This window comes from Peribacillus sp. NPDC097224 (assembly GCF_044761985.1).
Classification (GTDB): Bacteria; Bacillota; Bacilli; order Bacillales; family DSM-1321; genus Peribacillus.
Window position 1 is genome coordinate 490,028 of the sequence record NZ_JBIWDK010000001.1, and the last position, 22,990, is coordinate 513,017.

Sequence of the window (22,990 nt, forward strand, 5' to 3'; positions counted from 1 at the left end):
TGGGTTCGCTTTCATGAAATCTATACTTACATGCATGTAAACAGGTAAGAACGCAGAGACATGTGGAAGTCTCTGCGTATGGCTTGTATATTTGTTTTTTCTTTTATTTCTTATCTTTCTCAAAGAATAATATTAATGCGGGCAATAGCATTCCACGCACTAAGAATGTATCCATTAAAATACCGATGGCAACGATGAATCCAAAGACGAATAAATCGGCTATTGGCATCGTAGTCAATGCCGCAAAGGTGGCTGCCAAAATTAAACCAGCAGATGAAATGACCCCACCTGTATTCCGAATAGCGATTTCCAAAGCCTGTTTCACTTTTTTTGTTTTGCGTTCTTCTAAGAAACGGGATATTAAAATAATGTTATAGTCTATCCCGAGAGCGACTAAGAAGATAAACGCATAAACAGGTACACGTGTACTTACTGCTTCATAACCGAACAGAACATCAATGAGGAACAGACCTAATCCTAATGCCGCCAAGAATGAAAGTAAAATGGTGGCCATCATATAAACCGACATTTTTACTGACTTCGTTAACACGAATAGGAGGATTAAAATTAATAATGTTTCTAGTAGGACGATCACCCAAATATCACGATTATTGACATCACGCTCGTCAACAAGTTTAGGAGTAATTCCACCAAAATACACTTCACCGGATATATCTGCTTTACTTAGGATTTCATCATCGTTTTCAATTAACTCCTTCATCATATCGATTGCTTCGACAGAATAAGGGTTAAGGTCAAGCGTCATACTATATTTTACTACTTTCGCGTCGTCAGATACATTTGTTAGTCGAACTGATGTAACATCTTTTTCAGATTCGAGCGTTGTCCGTAATGCTTCGATCTGTTTTTCTGATAACGTTTCTTTTCCTTCGAATAAAATGGATGTTGGAGCCAATTCACCTTTGTCGTATTTCGCTTCGACGATTTCGTAGCCCTCACGTGAAGGTAAATCTTTTGGGAAAGATTTCACTGTATCAAATTCAAAATCAAGGTTAAATACATTTAACGCTGACACAACCATTAAAATGGCGATAATCCCGCCAGAAAGGCCTGGTTTATTTACAACGAATTTTGCAACGGGTCCCCAGAAGCGATGTTTCACTTCTTTCGTTTCACCAAACTTCGGTACTTTCGGCCAGAAGGCTTTACGCCCGAATAGGGTGAACAGCGCTGGGACAAGTGTAATGGATGCTAACATGATGACAAACATTGTCGTTCCAAAAATTGGCGCAAAGTTTTGATAATCACGGAAGTTTGCAAAGAATAATACTAGCATTGCGGCGAGTACTGTTCCGCCTGCTAAGAATACTGGCAATCCTGTAGCACGCATCGCATGTTTCATTGCCTCATATTTGGTCTCATGGTGGTTCAGTTCTTCTCGGAAGCGAGAGAATATGAATAATGAATAGTCAATCACGGCCGCGAACAGCAAAATACTCATTATCGATGTAGTTGAATTGTTGATTTCAAGTCCACCAGCACCCATTAATCCGAGTGTTTGATTCACTACTTGGTATACGATTACTGTTGCTAATAGTGGGATAAAAGCCAATAATGGAGAACGGTAAATAACGATGAGCAGGATTAAAATAATCACTATTGTGGTAAATAGTAACACGAAATCTGCTTGTTCGAACAACTTAAGCGTATCTCCAGCAATTCCTGCAGGACCAGTAATACGGAAGGAAGTTTCAGACATACCCTCTGTAACGCCATTTCCAACCTCAGCCATAGCATCTACGGTTTCGCCAATTTGGCGGCTATCAAGACCAGGGTCTAAAGTCATTGGAATGATGATCGTAGACTGGTCATCTGACTTGAACCCTTCGATTGCTTCTGGCGGTAATTGAGAGATATTGACGATTTCATCGACACCCTCAATTTTAGCACCGATGATTTTATTCATAATGCTTGTAACTTCTTCTAAGTTCACCTTACCATTTTCGTTATGAAAGGTAAGAATACCAGGCGTCCCTTGATCATTAGGGAAGTATTTTTCTAATTTTTCATTTGCAATAATGGATTGTGCATCGTCGGGTAAGGATTGAAAGTTTGTCACTTTGTAATCACTTACTGCCGGACCGGCACTTAACCCAATCATTAAGACCAGCCATGTGACAATTGTAATCCACATACCTTTCTTAGTTGAAACCCAATCAGTTATTGGGCGTAAAAAAGAATTCATTTAATTATTTCCCCCTTATAGTTTAGAGCTGCAATGTGAAATGCGGACATCACATTTAAGCTCGTCATCACTTTCTATTTCATTGTAATGTAACTAAATGAACTGAAAATGAACTTTTAGTTAAATTATGAAAAATTGGAGGGGTAACCAGCTGGATAATAAAACATTTATCAGCGCCTGAAGATTTACTCTATATACACAAAATTCGTGGTAAAGCATCTAGATGGAATTTATAGTTGAAAGGGTAATTAACAATCAAGACTTGTATAGGTGTAGACGTAAGCGTTAGTTTCCGATATATTAAGATTTAAATCATAGTATTTTGATAAGGGGGCTCGACATGAGACCGTTTTACTTATTTTTAATGAAATATCGACAGCCGAAGGAAATTGATGAATTTACAAAATTCGCAAACCATGCATACGAAGATCACAGTTTTCCAAAGCAATCGGATGATTATCATGAAGTGAGCAGTTACTTGGAGTTAAATGGAGACTATTTAGATAGTATGACTATATTCGATCGATTATGGGATCAATATGTCCAAATAGAAGAAGGACTGCTATAGATACAGGAATAGGGGGAGCCGAAGGATGTTTAGAAGCCTTCAAGCCCGAATTTTGTTTTATTCTTTAATTATATCGAGCTTACCTGTTTTGATATTGGGAATCATTTCTTATGAATCACAACGCTCCTTGCTAGCTAAAGAAGCGAAGAGTACATTGAATTCAGGTTCACTTAATATGGTAAATGAAATGTACAGTTATTTAAATGAACGGATTAGTGATGTTAACTTAATGAGTACGAATACGGTATTGATCAATCCTGATTCTTCTAAAGAGGAGAAGACCGATGAATTGAAAAGATTCACAGAAGCAAAAGGTGAATACTTTGGTGCCGTATATTTAGATTTGGAAGGTACGGTCATGGCTGATACCTCAAATAAAATGGTCGGAACAAGCTTAGCTAATAGAATATGGTTTCAAGAAGGGCTAAAGGGGCATGAATTCCTATCGGATGTATATAAAACGAAAGCATTTGCTGAACCTATTATAGCCTTAAGTGCACCGGTAAATGATAATAAAGGGAAAATGGTCGGTGTTGTGTCCCCGGCCTTTCGGATATCAGGCCTTTGGGATATGATGGAGAAAAAGGCCAATGACATTAGTGAAAAGTACCCTGTGAATTTTTATATGATCAATCAGGATGGCATTATGATTTCAAAAAAAGACCCGAATGGCATTCATGAGAGTTCTAATACGACATTGGAAGATATGGGCCTTACAAAAGAAAAGTTATTGGAATCCGCTAATTCCAATAATTTATATAGTGCAGAAAATGGAGAAAAGATATATTCCATTCAATACGTTCAACCGATAGCTCAAACGGAAAATAAATGGTTTGTGGTAGTGGGAGCTGACAAAAAACAAGTATATCAGCCGTTAAATGATCTTTTATCCCGCTATCTTTCTATATACACCATTGTATTTATGTCCATCATTCTAGGCGTCTATTTACTTACGAAATCTCTGGTGAAACCAGTACATAATCTAGTGGAAGTGACGGAAGATTTTATCCAGGGAAAAGAGTTCGTGGTCTCTGATAAAAGAAGTTTTGTAGAAATGGAGAAGTTGAATCATGCGTTTCTAAGGATGATGGATACGATTAAGGATAGGGAAAGAGAGATCGTCCGTACCGAAAAGTTAAAATATGTCGGACAACTGGCCGCAGGGGTAGCGCATGAAATCAGGAACCCATTGACGACCATCAGGGGTTTTCTCCAACTGTTGAAGAAGCAGGATTATGAAAAAGAGTTAATTGAAAAGTACAGTGATGTCATGCTTGGGGAAGTAGATCGAGTGAACGTTTTTGTTACACAACTCCTTGATTTAGCTAAACCACACCAGCTTGAAATGGAGAATTTGGATCTGAAGGAATTCCTTGATGAACTGGTTGTTGTCTATTCGGCTTCTACTCTATATAAAGATGTCACACTCGTTAATACATTGACAGAACCCGTACATACCTATTCCGATAAAAATCGGTTGCGTCAGGTTATCCTTAATGTCCTGAATAATTCCTGCGAATCGTTTGAGTCAAAAGGGCAGATTGAAATGACCGTCGATACTTCACCTCATTATGTACAATTGAAGATCCGAGACGATGGAAAAGGGATTAAACCTGAGAATTTAAAAAATATCGGGATGCCCTTTTATACGACAAAGTTAAAAGGAAATGGTTTGGGAGTGGCAACTTGCATCCAAATCATGGATGAACTCAAAGGGAAATTTCAAATCGAAAGTAAATATGGACAAGGTACAGAAGTGATCTTGACGATTCCGACAACAAACCGTCTCATTTAAAGAGGCGGTTTTCCTGTCTTGCCCTATTTTTTTGATAGGTTACCATAATAAAAGTTTCTTACATAACCTATCTAAATGAGTCAAATGCCCCCTCTTTTCCATTAACCACCTTGTTTGTTCATGCATATAATTTACTATCAAACGATAAGGACCATATTGGGGGATGTCTCTTATGGGCAAGAAAAATCAGCCAAAATTCAAATTAGGCGATACAGTCGTAATTATAATGTATGGGACAGTCGGGAATATAACCGATATAAAATATCTCGATGGTTCTTATGTGTATGAAGTAAATTACAGCGAAGGCCTATATATTGAAAAGACATTACAGTCTATAACTGAATACGAAGGAGAAATCCTTTATCAACAGGAACAAATCGATATCGAATATAAATATATTATCGGTGATTTAGTCCAGGTCGATGGATATGAATATGATTATTTTAAGATAATTGGCTATCGAACGGAGATTTGGCGCTATAAAGAGAATGCCTGGGAAGATGTGATATATGAATTATCACGTATCTCCGATGGGGAATGGCTGGAAGCGCATGAAGAAGAATTGACTTTAGTAGCCGATGCCAAACGTGCAGATGCAATCATTCAAAAATTAGGGCTGCTCCTTTCTAATAAGAATAACGAGCTTACTATCATTGCTAAACAAAACAACCCTGGTAAAGGTGAGCGAGATATGACTATGACAAAAAATGAAAAAATGGAAATGATTGATGGACTGTTGGATTTATATAATGATTATTGTAAGCTTTTTCATCAATTTGGCGATGATGAATATCAACATATCATGAAAATAGCTCTTGCTAAAATTGAGAAGGCGGCGGAAGAAATTTACCCAGGTCACAAAAAAGAGCATACGAAATAAAAGGTCTCGAAAAGGGATGTATACACTTTAGCACGAGCCGATGAAGACTCATCTCTAAGAAATTGAATCAACGAATAAAGTGTAGGATATGCGTAAGTTTTGAGAGAAAATGCCCTACTGGCATATTTATACCTATACATTCATACATCTTTAATTAAGGGGGCGATGATTTGCGAGAAATTGAGGTTTTTATTGATACTGAAGAGATAGCGGAATTCTTTTACCAAGAATTATTAAAGCGGGGCTATCTTCCAAAAGAATCTGAAGTTGAAGATCTTGCTGACATCACATTCGAATACCTTCTTGAAAAATGCATTATTGATGAGGAAGTCGATGAATGATGTATCATCAATCAATGGCAGTTTTCTTGCCATTACTCCTTAAAATCAACCAAAAAGACGGCGGGTTTCCGCCGTTTTGCTGCGTTCCACCGATCACTTAAAGAGTGTTATATCCTACTTCCTGCAGTAGATAAAGAAGTTCTATTTTCCTAATAGGGGGTTGGTATGTTATAGTAATTGGGAATGTCATTTCAACCACTTCAAGGAGGGAATTTTAAGAATGAGCGTACATATTGGTGCTAAAGAAAATGAAATTGCGGAAACGGTTTTGCTTCCTGGGGATCCGTTACGTGCAAAATATATTGCTGAGACGTTTTTAGAGGATGCTAAATTATACAATGAAGTTCGTAATATGTTTGGGTATACAGGAACTTATAAAGGAAAACGCATTTCCGTTCAAGGTACAGGAATGGGTGTCCCTTCGATTTCGATTTATGTAAATGAATTGATGAATAGCTATAATGTCCAAAAACTTATCCGGGTTGGGACAGCTGGTGCCATTCAAAAAGATGTGAAGGTCAGAGATGTAATCCTGGCTATGAGTGCCTCTACAGATTCACAAATGAACCGCATGACATTCGGTGGCGTTGATTTTGCTCCTACTGCTGATTTTGATTTGTTGAAAAAAGCTTATGATGCAGGGGTGGACAAAGGGTTGCAATTGAAAGTCGGAAACGTATTTACCGCAGATCAATTCTATAATGATAATAGTGAATTGGAAAAGTGGGCCAAGTACCAAATCCTTGCTATAGAAATGGAATCGGCTGCATTATATACACTTGCTGCTAAGTTTGGTCGTAAAGCATTATCCGTTTTAACGATTTCCGACCATCTTTTAACAGGTGAGGAAACAACCTCCGAAGAGCGCCAAACAACATTCAATGAGATGATTGAGGTTTCTTTAGAGGCAGCGATTCAAGACTGACTATAAACGTTATCATTTACGGGTAGCCAGGAATAGAAGAAACTAAGATATTTAGTCTCTTCTATTCCACGGAGTCCGTATTTTTGCACGTAAATAGAATGTGGATAAAGAATTGGTCTCTATAAGAAAGCTGGATTGGAGCAAGATGGTAGGCACTTACATATCATTCAAAAAATTTGATAACTAAAGTTTTCCGATTTGCTAGAAAGCTGATAAAATAGGATGTATTAGTTAATATTGTCATGAAGAATGAAAGTGGTGAGGCTTCAGTGGAAGAAGAAAATCAACAACAGCCCAAAGATGAAGGCAAAATTGTGAAAATAAAAAAGTTTACGTTTATTATGGGGATTTTCTTACTCATATTTTTGACAGCAGGGATAACTACAATCGCGTTGACCTTTGGCGATGAAAAAGTAGAGTCACTTGCACCGAGTAATCATCCTGAATTTGAAAAGTTATATTCTACATATGATACGATCAAAGATAATTATTATGAAGAAATCGATGAGAACACGCTCGTGGATGGAGCTATAAATGGAATGATAGAATCGTTGGATGATCCTTACTCCTCTTATATGGATAAGAAAGAAGCCTCCAGTTTCCATGAGAGCATCTCTTCTTCCTTTGAAGGAATAGGTGCTGAAATCCAAGAGAAGGATGGACAGATCATGGTGGTTTCCCCCATTAAAGGATCACCAGCTGAAAAAGCCGGAGTCCGGCCTAATGATATTATACTAAGTGTCAATGGCAAAAGCCTTGATGGCTTAAGTTCTTCGGAAGCTGTCTTGAAAATCAGGGGGAAAAAGGGAACAAAAGTGGAGCTTGCCATTTCAAGGGCGGGTGAAAAGGAACCGATTACTTTGTCCATTAAGCGTGATACCATTCCGATTGAAACGGTTTATTCAGAGATGCTTGATGATGGGATTGCCAAAGTGCAGGTTACAAGTTTTTCTGAGCATACGGTGGAAGAGCTGAATACGGCACTTGAAGACATGGATAAAGAAAAGATGAAAGGCCTAATATTGGACTTACGTGGAAATCCGGGTGGATTGCTTGACCAAGCGATCGCGATGGCAAACTTATTTATCCCGAATGGGGAAGTCATCCTTCAGGTCGAGGATCGAAAAGGAAAAAGAGAAGTCTATAAATCCCAGAATAATGGTGAGTTGAAGCTATCAGTGGTCGTATTAATTGATGATGGAAGTGCAAGTGCATCTGAAATCGTTGCCGCCGCTGTTAGTGAATCTGCGGGTATTCAGCTTGTAGGGGTAAAATCATTCGGGAAAGGGACCGTGCAAAAAGCCGCAGACTTTGATGATGGTTCCAACTTTAAGTATACAGCACAAAAATGGCTGACTCCGAAAGGCAATTGGATCCATAAAAAAGGGATTGAACCGGATATAAAAGTCAAGCTTCCCGAGTATGCCAATCTTCCATATATCTCTCCTGATAAAGGATTGAAAGTATCGGATTCCTCGAGTGAAGTAGAAGCAGCGGAGAAAATGCTGAAAGAAGCCGGGTATAATCCAGGAAAAGTGGATAAGTATTTCGATGAAGAAACAAAGGTAGCGGTCAAGGAATTCCAAAAGGATCATAAGATCAAAGAAACAGGTGTCATTAAAGACGATACAACCGTTAAATTGATGGAAGTCATTAGGGATAAAATCCTTAAAAATGATACTCAAGTGAAAAAAGCGGTGGAAGTATTGAAAAAGAAAATCAAATAATCTTTTATAAAAACAAGCGGCCTATCAGCAAGCATTTATTGCTGATGGGCCGTTTTTCGTATGCTTGACTTAGGTGTGTGTGTAATCCATAAGGTGACCATGGAAGAAGTACCAATGGGTGGGGAATGGAAGGGTATCCATGATGAAGTAGAATTTGAAGAAAACGAGCGGTAAACCCTGCTTGAGGAACATGAACTTTCATACAAGGCTAAGAATGATTACTACCGAAAAGCGGCAGAAAAATCAAAGAAGGCTAGATGCCAATCTGACTAAATTCTGCGATTATATCTATCAAAAAGAACCTCGTCAGAATAAATATAACAGGAGCAACTGAATGGGTTTCCAAGGTTAATCGTGAAAAGAATGAAGGGGCTGTCTAATAAGTCCTTATTCCAGTGAATTTCGCAAAAACAAAGAGGCAGAAATGTTGTTAAATCAACGTTTCTGCCTTTTACTATTTATTCAATTTCGGTGTGTAATTACACCTTTTGGGACAGCCCCTTGATTAATCCTTTATAAATAATTTCATTTTACAAAAAGCGGGATATTACTCCTGTAATCAGGTGAAATGATGCCATTTTCGGTAATGATGCTTGTAATAAGAGAATGGGGCGTAACGTCAAAAGCAGGATTGAATGTCTTCACATTTTCTGGTGCTATCCTGACTCCTTGTATAGAAGTGATTTCATCCCCATTCCTTTCTTCGATTGGGATGGAGATACCCGACTCGAGAGATAAATCGAATGTACTTGATGGTGCTGCTACATAGAAAGGAATATCGTAATGCTTAGCTAATATCGCCAAACCCAATGTACCAATTTTATTGGCTGTATCACCGTTTGCCGCAATACGGTCTGCTCCGACTATAATGGCTTCGATTTTTTTATGATGAATGGTGTGGGCTGCCATATTATCCGAGATTAATGTAACGTCCACTCCAGCTTGCATAAGTTCCCATGCGGTGAGTCGTGCCCCTTGCAAGACAGGTCTCGTTTCACAGGCATAGACCTTTATAGGAAAGGTTCTTTCCTGGGCCAGGTGGAAAGGTGCGAGGGCAGTTCCGTACCGTGCAGTGGCTATCCCCCCAGCATTACAATGGGTTAAAATAGAATCACCCTCGTTGAATAAAGACAATCCGTATTCACCAATTTTTCGGCACATCTCCACATCCTCTGAAAATAGCTTTTTTGCTTCAGCAACAAGAGCGCTTTTGGCTGAAGCGATGCTATTGGCTGCTTGTAGAGTATTCTCCATTCTTTTCAGTGCCCAAAAAAGGTTGACCGCTGTTGGTCTTGAAGAAGCGAGTGTAGTAACATGTTTCGTGACATTGTGTTTAAATTGCCATAAATCCGTGGTATTTTCCTGGATTGCACCAAGAGCAACGCCAAATGCTGCAGTTAGCCCGATAGCGGGGGCACCACGGACCTTCAAGGTCAAGATGCTGTCATATACATCTTTAACCGTAAAAAGTTCAATGAATTCTATTTTTGATGGCAAGGCCTGTTGATTCAATAAGGTAATATGGGTATCATTCCATTGGACGGAATAGGGTAGTGGCGTTGTAGTTGTCATATGTATATCTCCTTATAGGGCTGAATAGGAAGGCAATGTATATTGCTTTACGGCTTCTATCACTGCTGGAATATTCAGTTCTTTCCGATTTTTGATTATATGGGCCCCGATTTTCAAGGTAGCCGTTTTAGCTGTAATTCTAGTTTTTTTATTCTCAATGCCATTTAAATCAGCAACATGAGATAGGCCAATGGTTCTTCGAATTAGTTCACATCCTGCAAAGCCATATGCATCACCTTTAAACTTGTTGAGTACATATGGAAGATAACCTTCGATCTTACTGTAAGGACTTTTATTTTCAGAATTCCACAGGTTCGTATATGTTTCTTCAAATGTATTCCAAAATTCCTGAAGATGAGTAAAGATTTCTTCCTTCCCAGTGGCCTCGCGTGTTACTGCCTGGAATAGGAGATTCGCCATGTATTGTCCAAGGTCAAATCCAACAGGACCATAAAAAGCGAATTCAGGGTCAATTACCTTTGTTTCTGTATCACTTGCAAATATACTTCCCGTATGTAAATCGCCATGAAGAAGGGCCTCCTGCTCGGATTCGAAGCTTTGTTTTAACTTAGCCACTTCCAGTATTAAATCAGCATCTTTCCATATAGACTTGGCAGCCTCCAGCAACTCAAGCTCAAACTCGCCTGGATGTTCCTCCAAAAAAGGATCCGTGAAAATGAAAACCTCAGTAATCTTGCAGAGTTCTGGATTCGTGAAGTTCCGGGCAACCTCTTTTTTCGCTGCCGGTTCCAAATGAAAATCAGACGTATAAAAAGCGGTCTTTGCAACAAATTCACCAATGTGTTTGGATAATAGAGGGAAATGATCTCCTTCAATTAATCCGGTCCGGGCGATTTTCAAGTGTGATAAATCTTCCATGACGGTGATTGCAAGCTGTTCATCAGAATAATAGACTTGTGGGACAAGTTCGGGACAATAGCTTCTGAATTGAATTAATGCATTCGCTTCGATAGCCGATCTTTTTAAAGTCAATGGCCAGCTTTCACCAAGAACCTTTGCGTAAGGAACTGCTTGTTTGATGATAACTCCTTTATTTGTTACGGGATTTGTAACGTGAAAAACATAATTTAAATTTCCGTCACCGATTTCATTACATAGTAATGAGTCATCTGAATGCAGTAACCCAAGTTTCTTCGTTAGGTCAATTGCCGTTTCGTTTGTCAATAGCTTGAAATTTGATGGTTGAGTCATTGTTATCCCTCCAAGTACATTAAAAAATATGAAAAAGCCCCTTTCCCATAGAAAGAGGCAGAAGCTTCACTTCGAACCTCTTATCTCCCAGAAAGAATTCTTTCTGGTGGATTTGGCACCGTGCTCTGTGGATATAATCCGGCGGAATTCCCGCCCCATTTCACAATGGTATTACAGTCGGTTGCTGGGCTTCATAGGGCCTTTATCCCTCAGCCTGCTCTTGATAAGAGTATTGTATTTATTTTCAGAAAATTAATCTCGAATGAATGATATCAATATTTCAAATAGTTTGTCAATGGTAAATTAATAAAACTCCGGCCGCCGATCTTCGAAAACGGGTATTTTATTTCTTGCTTCTCCTACTTTTTCTAAGTCAAGGGTGCCGAGTAGAAGTTCTTTTTCTTCACCAGCCTCACAAATGATTTCTCCCCACGGGTCGATGATGATGGAATGTCCGGCAAAATGATTATTTCGGTCAGAACCGGAACGATTCACAGCCACAACGAAGGCTTGGTTTTCTATTGCCCGGCTGATTAACAGTGCCCTCCAATGATGGAGCCTAGGCTTTGGCCACTCGGCGGTCACGAAGATAACCTCCGCACCTCGTACCGTATGGGCCCGTTGCCATTCCGGAAAACGGATATCATAGCAAATGAATCCGGCGCAAATCTTTTCATCGAGGGAGAATAAGCCGTCTTTTTTGCCAGGTTGTAAGTAATGGTGTTCATCCATCAATTGAAACAGATGGAGTTTATCATATTCTTTAACCAGTTTGCCTTCTTTATCGATGATGAGCATTGTGTTATAGATGCCTTCCTTAGTTTTCTTTGCAATCGAGCCACCGATTATGTTAATTCGGTGTTTTTTTGCAAGGGCTTTTAGAAAGGTAATGGTTTGTTCTGCTTCTTCGTCTGCAATTTCATGTAATCTCGTTAAGTCATAGCCGGTTGTCCATAGTTCCGGCAGCATGACGATGTCCGGTTTAGACTGTACAGCTTTTTCAATCCATTGTTCTGCCACCTGAAAATTTATATCTGGCTGTCCAAAGGCAATGTCCATTTGTAAACAGGCGATTTTCCATTTCATCATTTAAAACCTCCATATGTAAAAAAGTACTTTACAAGATTAAGATAAACATATATCATTTGTGACTATAATTTCAAGAAATTTCAGAGAAGGTGCAAAGATGGTGCAATTCGAAAAATCCAGACTTCTTCAAGAGCTTCCAAAGCAGTTTTTTGCTTCTTTAGTCGAAAAAGTTAATAACATAACATCAGAAGGCAAGGATGTCATTAATCTTGGGCAGGGAAATCCAGACCAACCGACTCCTGAACATATCGTGAAGAGCCTGCAGACAGCAGCAGGAAATTCCATGAATCATAAATATTCTCCTTTTAGGGGGCTTCCCTATTTAAAAGAAGCTGCGGCCCTCTTTTATGAACGTGAATATGGCGTCAAGCTAGATCCTAAAACGGAAGTGGCGATTCTTTTCGGTGGAAAGGCTGGTCTAGTCGAATTACCGCAATGCTTGTTGAATCCAGGCGATACAATTTTAGTGCCTGATCCGGGCTATCCAGATTACCTGTCAGGTGTAGCGTTAGCCCAAGCTAAAACGGAAATTATGCCCTTGACCGAAGAAAATGATTTTCTTCCCGATTATAAGGAAATAGATAAAGAGGTTTTTGACAAAGCGAAGATGATGTTCTTGAATTATCCCAATAATCCCACAGGAGCATCGGCGTCAGCAGAATTCTTCGAAGAAACGGTTTCCATGGCAAAAGAACACTCGATATGTGTGGTTCATGATTTCGCATATGGTGCAATTGGGTTCGATGGGAAAAAACCGGTAAGCTTCCTTCAAGCAGAAGGATCAAAAGAAGTGGGGATAGAAATTTACACCCTTTCTAAAACATATAACATGGCGGGGTGGAGGGTTGGCTTTGCGGTTGGCAACCAGAGTGTCATCGAATCGCTTGAATTATTGCAGGATCATCTTTACGTCAGTCTTTTTCCCGCAATACAAGAAGCCACGGCATGCGCTTTACTGGATTCACAAGAGTGTGTGAAGGAACTCGTGAACATGTACGAAGGACGACGAAATGTATTTATCGAAGGGTTACGATCCATTGGATGGGATGTCCAGGCTCCAGATGCTTCCTTCTTTGCTTGGCTAAAGGTCCCTGAAGGATATACTTCAGCGAGCTTTGCAGATCATTTACTGGCACATGCCCATGTAGCAGTTGCACCAGGAAATGGTTTCGGTGAATTTGGTGAAGGATACGTCAGGGTGGGACTTCTCACTTCAGAAGACAGACTCCAAGAAGCGGTAGAAAGAATTCGTACATTGAATATATTCAAAGAAAATCAGTGAGATATTGAATAGTTTGAACATTATACCTATTGACAAAGTATGAATTGCGTGAAAGAATATAAAAAAGAATTCTAAATTTTTAGTTAAGATACATAAACGAAAATATAATAGCATTTTCTTATTTTGAGCAGGTGGAGGGACTAGCCCGATGAAGCCCAGCAACCGACTGTAATACCATTGTGAAATGGGGCGGAGATAATACCGCCGGATCATTTTATTGATTCCGTAAGGCACGGTGCTAATTCTTGCAGCTATAGAGCTGGGAGATAAGAAGATGGCTTTTTCAAAGCCTCTTCTTTAGGAAGGGGCTTTTACATGTTTAACAGAGAATTGGAGTGCAACTTTGTTCGCAGATGGTTAGAAGCTTGTTAAAGGAAAGACCAACAATGACAACTTTAAGAATGACTTTTACGTATTGGGAGTGATCAGATGAGCGAAATAATCGCTACGTATTTACTTCATGACTTCAAAGGAGAGCATGAGAAAAAAGCAGAAGGCATTGCTTTAGGATTGACTGTAGGGACATGGACTGAACTTCCTCACTTGGTGCAACAGCAACTGGAAAAACATAAAGGTAGGGTAGTTTCCGTAACACCCCTTCCCGAAGAAGAGCGAGTTAATCTCTATTTCGGTCAAAAAGTGTACCGTTCAACAATCAGGATTGCCTACCCGGCAGGTAATTTTTCTAATGATCTACCGGCTATCTTGACGACAGTATTCGGTAAATTGTCATTGGATGGGGAAATCAAATTGATGGATTTGGACTTTGTCGGCGATATTCAAAAAGCCTTTCCAGGTCCTCGATTCGGAATTAGTGGGATCAGGGAAAAAATTGATGTGTTTGACCGCCCCCTAGTGATGAGTATTTTTAAAGGTGTGTTAGGTCGAGACCTCGCCTTTCATAATGAACAATTGGAGCAACAGGCATTGGGAGGAGTCGATCTTGTCAAGGACGATGAGATTCTTTTTGACCAAGATCAGACGCCTTTCATCGATAGAGTCAAAACCGGAAAGGCCATTTTGAAAGGTATCTATGAGACAACGGGACATCGAACCTTATATGCTGTGAACCTGTCAGGAAAAACACTAGAACTATTGGATAAAGCTGAACTGGCAGCCGAAGCCGGCGCAGATGCCTTGTTATTTAATGTTCATACATATGGATTGGATGTTCTACAGGCTTTACGCGAAAATGACCGGATCAACTTACCGATCATGGCTCATCCGGCATATAGCGGAGCATTAGCTTCATCTTCATTTTATGGACTCAGCTATCCGCTTCTCCTTGGAAAACTGGTGAGGATATCAGGTGCAGATTTATCCCTCTTTCCCTCTCCATACGGAAATGTGGCACTCGATAAAGCAGAGACATTGGCGATTGCTGAAGGATTGACGAGAAATGAAACATCTTGGAAAAGGACTTTCCCGGTTCCATCGGCAGGTATCCATCCTGGCATGGTTCCAGATCTCATCAAGGATTTTGGGATAGAAAGTGTGATCAATGCTGGTGGGGGCGTCCATGGTCATCCGGATGGTGCAAAAGGCGGAGCTAAGGCCTTCCGTTCCGCAGTAGAAGCTGTCCTTTCCGGAAAATCATTGTCAATCGCGGCTGAGGAAGATGAGGAACTTCAAAAAGCACTGGCCCTATGGGGAGGGCTATAATCATGGTCAAACCGATCATTTTCTGTGATTTTGATGGAACGATCACCAACTCGGATAATATCATCTCAATCATGAAGAAGTTTGCCCCGCCCGGCTGGGAGGCATTAAAAGATGGTGTTCTTCAGCAAAAAATCAGCATTTCCCACGGTGTAGGGGAAATGTTTTCCCTGCTGGATAGCGATTTAAAGGAGGACATCATTCAATATGTGAAGGAGACAGCGGGTATTCGCCAAGGGTTCAGTGATTTTGTGGAATTTACAAAAAAATCAGATATTCCTCTCTATATTGTCAGTGGTGGAATGGACTTTTTCGTTGAACCTCTTTTGAATGACCTCTTACCTGTAGAGAATGTCTACTGTAATCATGCCGACTTCAGTCAGGAAGAAATTATGATTGAGTGGCCGCATACTTGTGATGACCAATGTAATCATGGGTGTGGTTGCTGTAAACCTACGATTATGAGAAAGCTTTCTACAAAGGATCAGTATAAATTGGTGATTGGAGATTCCGTTACCGACTTTGAAGCGGCTAAACAGGCAGATTTTGTTATTGCCCGTGACAGGCTCCTTGAAAAGTGCCGCACAGAAGCCATTCCCCATAAAGAGTTTGAAACTTTCCATGATGTGATTGATATTCTAAAAAAAATGCAGGAGGTGTAAGGGTGACAGCTTCAAAAGAGTGGCAGGAACTAGCGCAAATAAAGGGAGAACTAGCCGAGAGAGATTGGTTCATGGGGACGAGTGGAAATTTATCGATCCGTGAGGCTAATAGCCCTTCTTTTTATATAACCGCAAGTGGCAAGGATAAACGCAAGCAGACAGATTCCGATTTTATTTTGGTGGATTTGTCAGGAAAACCAGTCGAAATGACCGAGCTCAGACCTTCCGCTGAAACTCTTCTTCATACAGAGATTTATCGGAAAACGGATGCCAATTGCGTCCTCCATGTCCATACAGTAGAAAATAACGTGATTTCCGAGTTATATAGTGAAGTTGGGGAAGTGACTTTTTGTCATCATGAAATTATCAAGGCTACTGGACGATGGCAGGAAGATGCAGAATTGAAGATACCCATCATCCATAACCATGCAGATATTCCGTTGTTGGCTGAGACATTCAGTCCCTATGTCGATGCAGACTCAGGAGCGGTGCTTATCAGAAATCATGGTATAACCGTATGGGGAAAAAGCGGGTTGGAAGCAAAAAAAATCTTAGAAGCATGTGAATTCCTGTTTCAATATCAGCTGTTACTTAACCAGCAAAAGATATTGACAGGTTCGCTCAGCTAAAAATATAAAGGAGGAAAAATAATGGCTACAATTAGATTCCAAGAAACAAATGAAGTAATTGAAACAAATGAAGAGGTTCAGAGCTTTTTAGAGACTCAAGGCGTAATTTACGAACAATGGGATATTTCAAAATTGCCAGCCCATCTGGTGGAAAAATATGATCTTACGGATGAAGATAAACAAGAGATTCTTGATGCTTTCCAGTCAGAGATTAAAGAAATTTCGGAAAGAAGAGGATATAAAGCGCATGATATTATCACATTATCCGATTCCAATCCCAATTTGGACCAATTGTTGCAGAACTTCAAGCAGGAACACCATCATGAAGATGACGAGGTACGGTTCATCGCTGGGGGAACGAGTATCTTCGCCATCGAGGGTAGCGAGGGAAAATGGTTCGATGTCCGACTTAACCCTGGAGATTTGATCAGCGTACCTGAATCGACTCGTCACTACTTCACGCTAGCGGAAGATAGAAGAACAGTCGCGGTCCGTATTTTCGTTACAGCGGCCGGCTGGGTTCCGATATATGAAAAAGATGAAGTTCAGGCATAATAAAAGTGTGAAAAAACCAGCTTTCGGGCTGGTTTTTTTATGTGGCCCCGCAGGGTGCTTAAGCGGGAAAAGTATGATAAAATTTTAACGGAAATAAAAATCGTGTACATTATAGGAGAAGATACTAATGAAAACGACCGAAGTATATATATTAGGCGGCTTTCTCGGTAGCGGGAAGACGACGCTTCTTCGAAATATATTAAAGCAGGAAAGTGAAGCGGGTAGAAAAGTGGCCGTGCTTTTAAATGAACTTGGCAGTGTATCGGTGGATAGTGGTTTGATTGGCGATGACGTACCGTTAAAGGAATTGTTTGATGGTTGCATTTGTTGTACCCTTCAGGACAAGCTTGAAATTCAGCTGCAAGAATTGTTGACCGAAAATGATCTAGATGCCGTTTATATTGAAACAACAGGTGCAGCACATCCAGTAGAAGTACTCGATGGAATCATGTCACCATTTTTTGCTAATAAGTTAGAGTATAAAGGGATTATCACGGTGGTCGATTTATTGAGGTGGCGTGACCGAGAACAGCTCTCGCCACAGCTTAGACAGTTGTTGTCCGAGCAAATACACCACGCAGATTTCATCTTATTAAATAAAGCGGATTTGGTAAGTGAAATGGAAGCATCCCAACTCATCTATTCCATTCAGGGGTTGAATCCAGAAGCCGTATGTTTATTGACGGAATATGCAGCCGTATCTATAGGTTCCCTGCAACAAATGCATAGGAACCAACATAAAAACCATCAAAAGCTCGAAGTACATAGCCATCTTCATTTAAGTGCAATCGTGCATACTTTTACAGGGACCATTAATCAAACCGACTTTGAGGATTGGCTCAGGGCCCTCCCTGAAACGGTATACAGGATGAAAGGATATCTTTCCTTCACGCATTCGCAGCATCCTTACTTATTCCAATATTCTTATGGGATGCCATTGTATATGAATGAAATGATTAAAATGCCTTTGAATATCGTCATAATCGGCGAAAAACTGGATAAAGAGAAGATAATCAATGAGTTAAAAGCTTTGGAAGTGAAAGCGGCGATATAGGCGTTTACCACCAATCAAAACCGGGAAAAGAGGAGGACTAGTTATCGAGGAGGTGGTTATGGATGCCGTGGAACAAAAGCGATTATCCTAATTCAATGAAAAATCTTGATGCAGATGTCCGTGAAAAAGCCATTGAGATAGCGAACGCTTTACTTGATGAAGGATATGAGGACGGGAAAGCTATTCCAATCGCCATTGATCGAGCAAAAATGGCAGTCGGAAAAGAATAAAAAAATCAGGCCCCTTAAAGCATGGGCCTGATTTTTTTATGACTGCAGTCCAAAAGCTGCAAATGTTTTCTCATCTTCAATAAGCCCACATGCTGCGCACTGTACTCGAACTTCAGGACCATTATAGGCTAGGTGAAACGGCTGAAGGGCATCATTTGAGTACTGTTCGACAATCTCACCGGATTGCGGATCTTTCTTAACAGGGGTGGGAACCTGTTCAATGAGATTGAAACGGGATTTATTTGTCCTGCAATTCGGACAACGATATACTTGAGACAATTCACTCACTCCTTCAGAAGTAATAAAGTTAAAATATACTTATAGTCTTTACGAAGATGATTTTTAATATGTATAAATTAGTAATGGATGGAAGGGAAATGGATGAAAAAGTTAATGAATGATGAGACAATATTGGAGGCTTATCTAAGCCTATGGAATAACAGGAGGGTATTGAAGGGGGAAGAAGAACCGTCAAAAGTTCTGTCAGAACTTATCCGACGTGAACTCTTGGATGAAAATGCCCATCCTCGGGCAAGGAAGCCAATTCATGATAAATTTCATTTAAGTGTCAATCGGGTGAGGGAATCCTCTCTTACCGATGCAGAAAAGACAGCAATCATTTCAGCTTACCATGCGGTACAGGAACGACTGTTGGCTTCAAAGTGAAGCGAGAGTTGTTCATCATTTTTCTTTTTTGCTTCATACTTTTTTCACATTTTATTGTTAGAATATTTGAAAATAGCTTTTAAACGAATGAGGAGTCAAAGTCATGATGCGGGTCATTCCCCTTTTGCTTGCCGTTGCCCTGCTTTGTGGATGCGACAGCAATGAAACGTATACCAAAATAAACCTGGATAAATCTTTTTTGGCTACTGTCAACATTAAAGATACAAGCTTGACGTTCCTGGATGAAAACTATCAGCGCTTTGCCAGTTGGGATATTTCTGAACCCTTTACAGGAGCTTTGCTCTTAGCGGACAAAGATACGCTCCTTCTGTATGGAAAGGAGATGTCGACGATTGAAATCTTTTCCCTATCCGCTGGTAAACACATAAACAGCTGGAATTCAGGGAAGGGGATCGTCAATATGCTTATGCTAGAAGAAGACAAGGGGATTGTGGCTGTCAACCAATTGAATCATTCCATTTCCTTTTTAGATGAAGAAGGCAAGGAGCAAGACAGGGTCAGGGTTGGTCAAAGCCCCTTAACCGTACTTCAAGGGAAGCAATCACATAATTTGTTTGTCGTTAACTTTGGGGATACCATCTGTTCGGTGATTGATCTTGAAACAAAAAAAGTTGATTGGGAGTTTACGATAAAGAGTTCCTCCACAGGCGCTTTAGTAAGGGAGGAAAATGAAGAAATTTGGATAGGCGGTCATGGTGAGGGAAAAAAGGTAGAAGAAAATCTCTATATTTATTCGACAGAGACGGGAAAGTTGAAGAAAAGGATTAAGGCGGCGACTATGCCAATAAAATTCATTGAAAATGATGACGGGATTTTTATTCTGAGTCATGGTTCAAGTTCTTTATATAAATTGAATGACAAATATGAAGTGATCAAGAGCCTTGTTGTAGGTGTCAATCCTTTTGAAATGGGAAACTTCAAGGAGGATTTGATAGTGGCAGGGTATGACAGTGATGAAGTGTATATAGTGGATACTGAAACCATGGAGGTCAAGAAAACGGCAAAAGTCGGTGAAGGTCCATTTCAAATGTTGGTTAGGGAGTAGATAACATGCATCATTACACCATTTTAATCGTTGATGATGAAGAAGATATGCGTAACTTGGTAGAAATGTATTTGCTTAACTCAGGATATAAATGTCTTCAAGCGGATAATGGGAGAATGGCCATATCCCTGCTTGAAGTTCATGATGTAGACTTGATCTTAATGGATATCATGATGCCAGAAATGGACGGTTTTTCCATATGTGAAAAAATCCGCTCACAATCTGAAGTCCCTATCATTTTTGTCAGTGCAAAAGGTGAGGAATGGGATATGGTAAAAGGATTAGGGATAGGCGCCGATGATTATTTGGTGAAACCTTTTAATCCAGGTGAACTGGTGGCCAGGGTTGGAGCTGTACTACGCAGAGCAGGGAAAATGTCATTGAAACGAGAAGATACAAATAGCATTCAGCTGGGTGAAATTAACGTCAACCTTGATTCCAGAACTGTGTCTCTAGAGGGGAAGCAAGTGATATTGACATTGAAGGAGTTTGAATTGCTCGTATTCCTCATCCGTCATCAAAATCAAGCGCTGAGCCGCGAGCAGCTCCTCGAGAACATTTGGGGCGGAGAATATGGGGGTTCTTTACGTACGGTAGATACCCATATCAAAACGTTAAGGATGAAATTGAAGACTGACGACTATATTCAAACGGTATGGGGCATTGGCTATAAAATCGAGGAAAAACATGTGGAATAAGCGACCGTCCCTATCTATTAAAATATGGGTAACGATTATTGCCGCAATTATTCTATCGGTTCTATTCGCATACTCGCTATCACAATATTATTACAAAAACTTATATGTAAAAAAAATTAAAACAGATTTAGTTAATGAAGCCAGCTTGCTTGGTGTGGACTATTCCGGAGGGGAAATCACTGAAGATTTCGTGGAAAAGGTAGAATGGTTCAATAGTAAAAATGATAGTGAAGTCTTTGTTGTCAGCAACCCAAGGGAATTAAGTGCTTGCCTGCCCTTTGAAATCGATTATGACACCCTCATTTCAGAAGAAGAAAGGCAACTCCTATTGGCCGGACAAGCCGTAGAAAAAGAAGGGTATGAGAAAAGGTTCGATAAGAATATTGTAGCGGCAATTATTCCTTTAAACGATGGAGATCGCCTTGAAGGCATCATCTATACATATATTCCCGTTGATTCGATTACCGATTTACTTAGAGAGTTTGCAGCAAAATGGTTGGGGGCCGCATTTTTATTTTTAATTGTTGTGATTTTCTTTATGACAAAATGGTTGAAAAAGTTGGTCAAGCCGATCAAGGAAATGGAACACGCTGCCAATCGCGTTTCGGATGGTGATTATAATATTAAGCTTCAAGTCAAGAGCCAAGACGAAATAGGGAGTTTGGCTCAAGCATTCAATGAGATGGCACAGTCCATTTATTTAGAAGAAGAAAGAAAAAAAGAATTCCTCGAAAATGTAGCACATGAGCTTAGAACACCATTGAGCTACGTTTTAGGATATACGCAGGCCATTAAGGATGGCATTGTGAAAGATGAAGAAGAAAAACAAAAATACCTTCAACTCATTTCAAGGGAAACGCAAAGGCTGCAAAAACTTTTAAGGGATTTAATGAATTTAGCTAAGTTGGACAGTGAACAAAGTGGTCTTCATAGTACGCCAATTGCCTTTGCCCAATTCATAGAAGAAGTGTTGGTTAAATATGAGCCTATTATGAAAGAAAGGCAAATCCGGTTGGAGGTTGAACTAGATCCTGACCCGATTATTATGGGTGACGAAGGAAGAGTAGAACAAGTTCTTCATAATATCCTGGATAACGCCATTACATATACGGAAACGGGGGGCACCATCTACTTAACATTGACCCAGCAAAAAGAAGAGTGTGAGCTAATCATCGGAGATACTGGAAGAGGAATACCGGCATCAGATATTCATCATGTGATGGAACGCTTTTATCGAGTGAACAAAGCACGAAGCCGATTTGATGGGGGCTCGGGGCTGGGGCTTTCCATCGTCAAGAAATTGGTTGAGCAGCAAAAAGGTAAAATTACTATAGAAAGTGAGGAACAGATAGGTACAAAAGTTAGCATAGTGCTACCGACTATAGTAGATGAATGGAATTAATAAAAAAGGGGAATGGCAATGAAAAAAATGATGATTGGAATGTGTGTAGCTTTAGCCATACTGGCTGGTTGTGGTAAAGAAGAAGAGATTCCAAAACTGCTGAATGTAGATCTAACGGTCGAACCTACTAAAGGTGAAAGGGACGAGCCAGTAACATTCAAGGCAAAAGTGACCTATGGTGAAGAAGAAGTGAAGGATGCAGATGATGTGAGTTTTGAAATATGGCTGGCAAATAGTGAGGATCATGAAAAAATAGCCGCCACCCATAAAGGAAATGGAATCTATGAATTGGAAAAGTCCTTTAATGAAGAAGGAACTTATTATGTATATGCCCATGTAACGGCCAGGGATATGCACAATATGCCTAAGAAGGAATTCATAATCGGAACTCCAAGCTCACCCGAGGAAAATGGTGGTTCCAAAAACATGGATGAGATGGATCATGAAGAAAGTGATCATTGAAAATGATTTTTTTGTCACAACTTCTCGTAGTGAAAAAAGGTTCGGTAAAACTCGAACCTTTTTTAAATTCAATTGAGTCTATCATTATTTTTCAAAAAAGAAAGAAAAAGGAACATTATAAACGTGTTTCATACGAAATATTTGTAATATAAAAGTAAAAAAAGTCATATCAATAAGGGTTTATACAAGTTGTCAACTAAAAGTTATTAGTATTCCATGGTAATGGTAATAAGTATCTTCCATTGACAAAAAAATCATGGAAAATATATGAATATGTAAGAAAAAGCAAAACATTGATAGAATAAGGTTT

The 22,990-nt window shown here is 39.8% G+C and carries 22 protein-coding genes, 1 pseudogene and 2 riboswitches; of the genes and pseudogenes, 18 read left to right on the forward strand and 5 right to left on the reverse strand.

The genetic code is table 11. The features are described from left to right. Positions 1-103: 103 nt before the first annotated feature. Positions 104-2,206 (reverse strand): MMPL family transporter, encoded by a 2,103-nt coding sequence (locus tag ACIQXR_RS02515; protein WP_402868958.1) that lies wholly within the window; start codon positions 2,204-2,206, stop codon positions 104-106. 340 nt (positions 2,207-2,546) lie between these two features. Between ACIQXR_RS02515 and ACIQXR_RS02520 the strand changes: the two genes are divergently transcribed. The 6 genes from ACIQXR_RS02520 (at position 2,547) to ACIQXR_RS02545 (ending at position 8,442) form a co-directional block, all read left to right on the forward strand. Then, a complete protein-coding gene (locus tag ACIQXR_RS02520; RefSeq protein WP_402868957.1) occupies positions 2,547-2,774 on the forward strand; it encodes a YozE family protein in 228 nt (75 codons plus the stop codon). A 25-nt stretch (positions 2,775-2,799) separates the two neighbouring features. After that, a complete protein-coding gene (locus ACIQXR_RS02525) occupies positions 2,800-4,569 on the forward strand; it encodes an ATP-binding protein (RefSeq protein WP_402868955.1) in 1,770 nt (589 codons plus the stop codon). 172 nt (positions 4,570-4,741) lie between these two features. Next, a complete protein-coding gene (locus ACIQXR_RS02530; protein ID WP_402868953.1) occupies positions 4,742-5,449 on the forward strand; it encodes a hypothetical protein in 708 nt (235 codons plus the stop codon). A gap of 170 nt (positions 5,450-5,619) precedes the next feature. Continuing rightward, a complete protein-coding gene (locus ACIQXR_RS02535; protein ID WP_402868951.1) occupies positions 5,620-5,790 on the forward strand; it encodes a YozD family protein in 171 nt (56 codons plus the stop codon). A 220-nt stretch (positions 5,791-6,010) separates the two neighbouring features. Next, positions 6,011-6,715, forward strand: coding sequence for a purine-nucleoside phosphorylase (gene deoD, locus ACIQXR_RS02540; RefSeq protein WP_402868949.1), 705 nt, complete (start codon positions 6,011-6,013; stop codon positions 6,713-6,715). Positions 6,716-6,984: 269 nt separating this feature from the next. Further along, positions 6,985-8,442, forward strand: coding sequence for a lmo1851 family serine protease (locus ACIQXR_RS02545; protein ID WP_483878322.1), 1,458 nt, complete (start codon positions 6,985-6,987; stop codon positions 8,440-8,442). Positions 8,443-8,967: 525 nt separating this feature from the next. Here ACIQXR_RS02545 and mtnA read toward each other — a convergent pair. The 3 genes from mtnA to ACIQXR_RS02560 all read right to left on the reverse strand — a co-directional run bounded on the left by mtnA (position 8,968) and on the right by ACIQXR_RS02560 (position 12,312). After that, a complete protein-coding gene (gene mtnA, locus ACIQXR_RS02550; protein ID WP_402868945.1) occupies positions 8,968-10,014 on the reverse strand; it encodes an S-methyl-5-thioribose-1-phosphate isomerase in 1,047 nt (348 codons plus the stop codon). Between the two features lie 12 nt (positions 10,015-10,026). Then, positions 10,027-11,232 carry an S-methyl-5-thioribose kinase gene (mtnK, locus tag ACIQXR_RS02555; protein ID WP_403079470.1) on the reverse strand — a complete coding sequence of 402 codons (1,206 nt, stop codon included), beginning with the start codon at positions 11,230-11,232 and terminating at the stop codon, positions 10,027-10,029. Positions 11,233-11,303: 71 nt separating this feature from the next. Next, positions 11,304-11,456: riboswitch (SAM riboswitch) on the reverse strand. 73 nt (positions 11,457-11,529) lie between these two features. Continuing rightward, complete coding sequence (locus ACIQXR_RS02560; RefSeq protein WP_402956977.1) at positions 11,530-12,312, reverse strand: carbon-nitrogen family hydrolase; 783 nt, start codon at positions 12,310-12,312, stop codon at positions 11,530-11,532. Positions 12,313-12,412: 100 nt separating this feature from the next. Here ACIQXR_RS02560 and ACIQXR_RS02565 point away from each other — a divergent pair, with 100 nt between their 5' ends. From ACIQXR_RS02565 to ACIQXR_RS02595, 7 genes and pseudogenes are all read left to right on the forward strand, one after another. Continuing rightward, positions 12,413-13,597 carry a pyridoxal phosphate-dependent aminotransferase gene (locus ACIQXR_RS02565; RefSeq protein WP_402868943.1) on the forward strand — a complete coding sequence of 395 codons (1,185 nt, stop codon included), beginning with the start codon at positions 12,413-12,415 and terminating at the stop codon, positions 13,595-13,597. A gap of 115 nt (positions 13,598-13,712) precedes the next feature. Further along, positions 13,713-13,870: riboswitch (SAM riboswitch) on the forward strand. Between the two features lie 156 nt (positions 13,871-14,026). Then, entirely contained in the window at positions 14,027-15,259 is a 1,233-nt protein-coding gene (mtnW, locus tag ACIQXR_RS02570) for a 2,3-diketo-5-methylthiopentyl-1-phosphate enolase (RefSeq protein ID WP_402956863.1), read from the forward strand. Positions 15,260-15,261: 2 nt separating this feature from the next. Next, positions 15,262-15,918 (forward strand): 2-hydroxy-3-keto-5-methylthiopentenyl-1-phosphate phosphatase, encoded by a 657-nt coding sequence (locus ACIQXR_RS02575; protein WP_402868939.1) that lies wholly within the window; start codon positions 15,262-15,264, stop codon positions 15,916-15,918. Between the two features lie 2 nt (positions 15,919-15,920). Next, the gene (locus ACIQXR_RS02580) at positions 15,921-16,547 is read left to right on the forward strand and encodes a methylthioribulose 1-phosphate dehydratase (RefSeq protein ID WP_402956865.1); all 627 of its coding nucleotides are present in this window, start codon (positions 15,921-15,923) and stop codon (positions 16,545-16,547) included. A gap of 21 nt (positions 16,548-16,568) precedes the next feature. Continuing rightward, on the forward strand, positions 16,569-17,102 hold the full coding sequence (locus tag ACIQXR_RS02585; RefSeq protein WP_402868936.1) for a cupin domain-containing protein: 534 nt from the start codon (positions 16,569-16,571) through the stop codon (positions 17,100-17,102). A 127-nt stretch (positions 17,103-17,229) separates the two neighbouring features. Further along, entirely contained in the window at positions 17,230-18,156 is a 927-nt protein-coding gene (locus ACIQXR_RS02590; RefSeq protein ID WP_402868934.1) for a CobW family GTP-binding protein, read from the forward strand. Between the two features lie 62 nt (positions 18,157-18,218). Further along, a pseudogene (locus ACIQXR_RS02595) lies at positions 18,219-18,365 on the forward strand (DUF2188 domain-containing protein); the annotation flags it as partial. 57 nt (positions 18,366-18,422) lie between these two features. Here the strand turns inward: ACIQXR_RS02595 and ACIQXR_RS02600 are convergent. Then, positions 18,423-18,665 carry a DNA alkylation repair protein gene (locus ACIQXR_RS02600; protein ID WP_402868932.1) on the reverse strand — a complete coding sequence of 81 codons (243 nt, stop codon included), beginning with the start codon at positions 18,663-18,665 and terminating at the stop codon, positions 18,423-18,425. A gap of 102 nt (positions 18,666-18,767) precedes the next feature. Between ACIQXR_RS02600 and ACIQXR_RS02605 the strand changes: the two genes are divergently transcribed. The 5 genes from ACIQXR_RS02605 (at position 18,768) to ACIQXR_RS02625 (ending at position 22,680) form a co-directional block, all read left to right on the forward strand. Then, positions 18,768-19,052, forward strand: coding sequence for a hypothetical protein (locus ACIQXR_RS02605; RefSeq protein WP_403079425.1), 285 nt, complete (start codon positions 18,768-18,770; stop codon positions 19,050-19,052). A gap of 103 nt (positions 19,053-19,155) precedes the next feature. Continuing rightward, a complete protein-coding gene (locus ACIQXR_RS02610) occupies positions 19,156-20,118 on the forward strand; it encodes a YncE family protein (protein WP_403079426.1) in 963 nt (320 codons plus the stop codon). Positions 20,119-20,123: 5 nt separating this feature from the next. Next, positions 20,124-20,816: a response regulator transcription factor gene (locus ACIQXR_RS02615; protein ID WP_402956871.1), complete on the forward strand. Its 693-nt coding sequence runs from the start codon at positions 20,124-20,126 to the stop codon at positions 20,814-20,816. Further along, a complete protein-coding gene (locus ACIQXR_RS02620) occupies positions 20,806-22,218 on the forward strand; it encodes a sensor histidine kinase (protein ID WP_402868924.1) in 1,413 nt (470 codons plus the stop codon). The genes ACIQXR_RS02615 and ACIQXR_RS02620 overlap by 11 nt, the downstream gene beginning before the upstream one ends. An 18-nt stretch (positions 22,219-22,236) precedes the next feature. Further along, positions 22,237-22,680, forward strand: coding sequence for a FixH family protein (locus ACIQXR_RS02625; protein ID WP_402868922.1), 444 nt, complete (start codon positions 22,237-22,239; stop codon positions 22,678-22,680). The last annotated feature ends 310 nt before the right edge of the window (positions 22,681-22,990 follow it).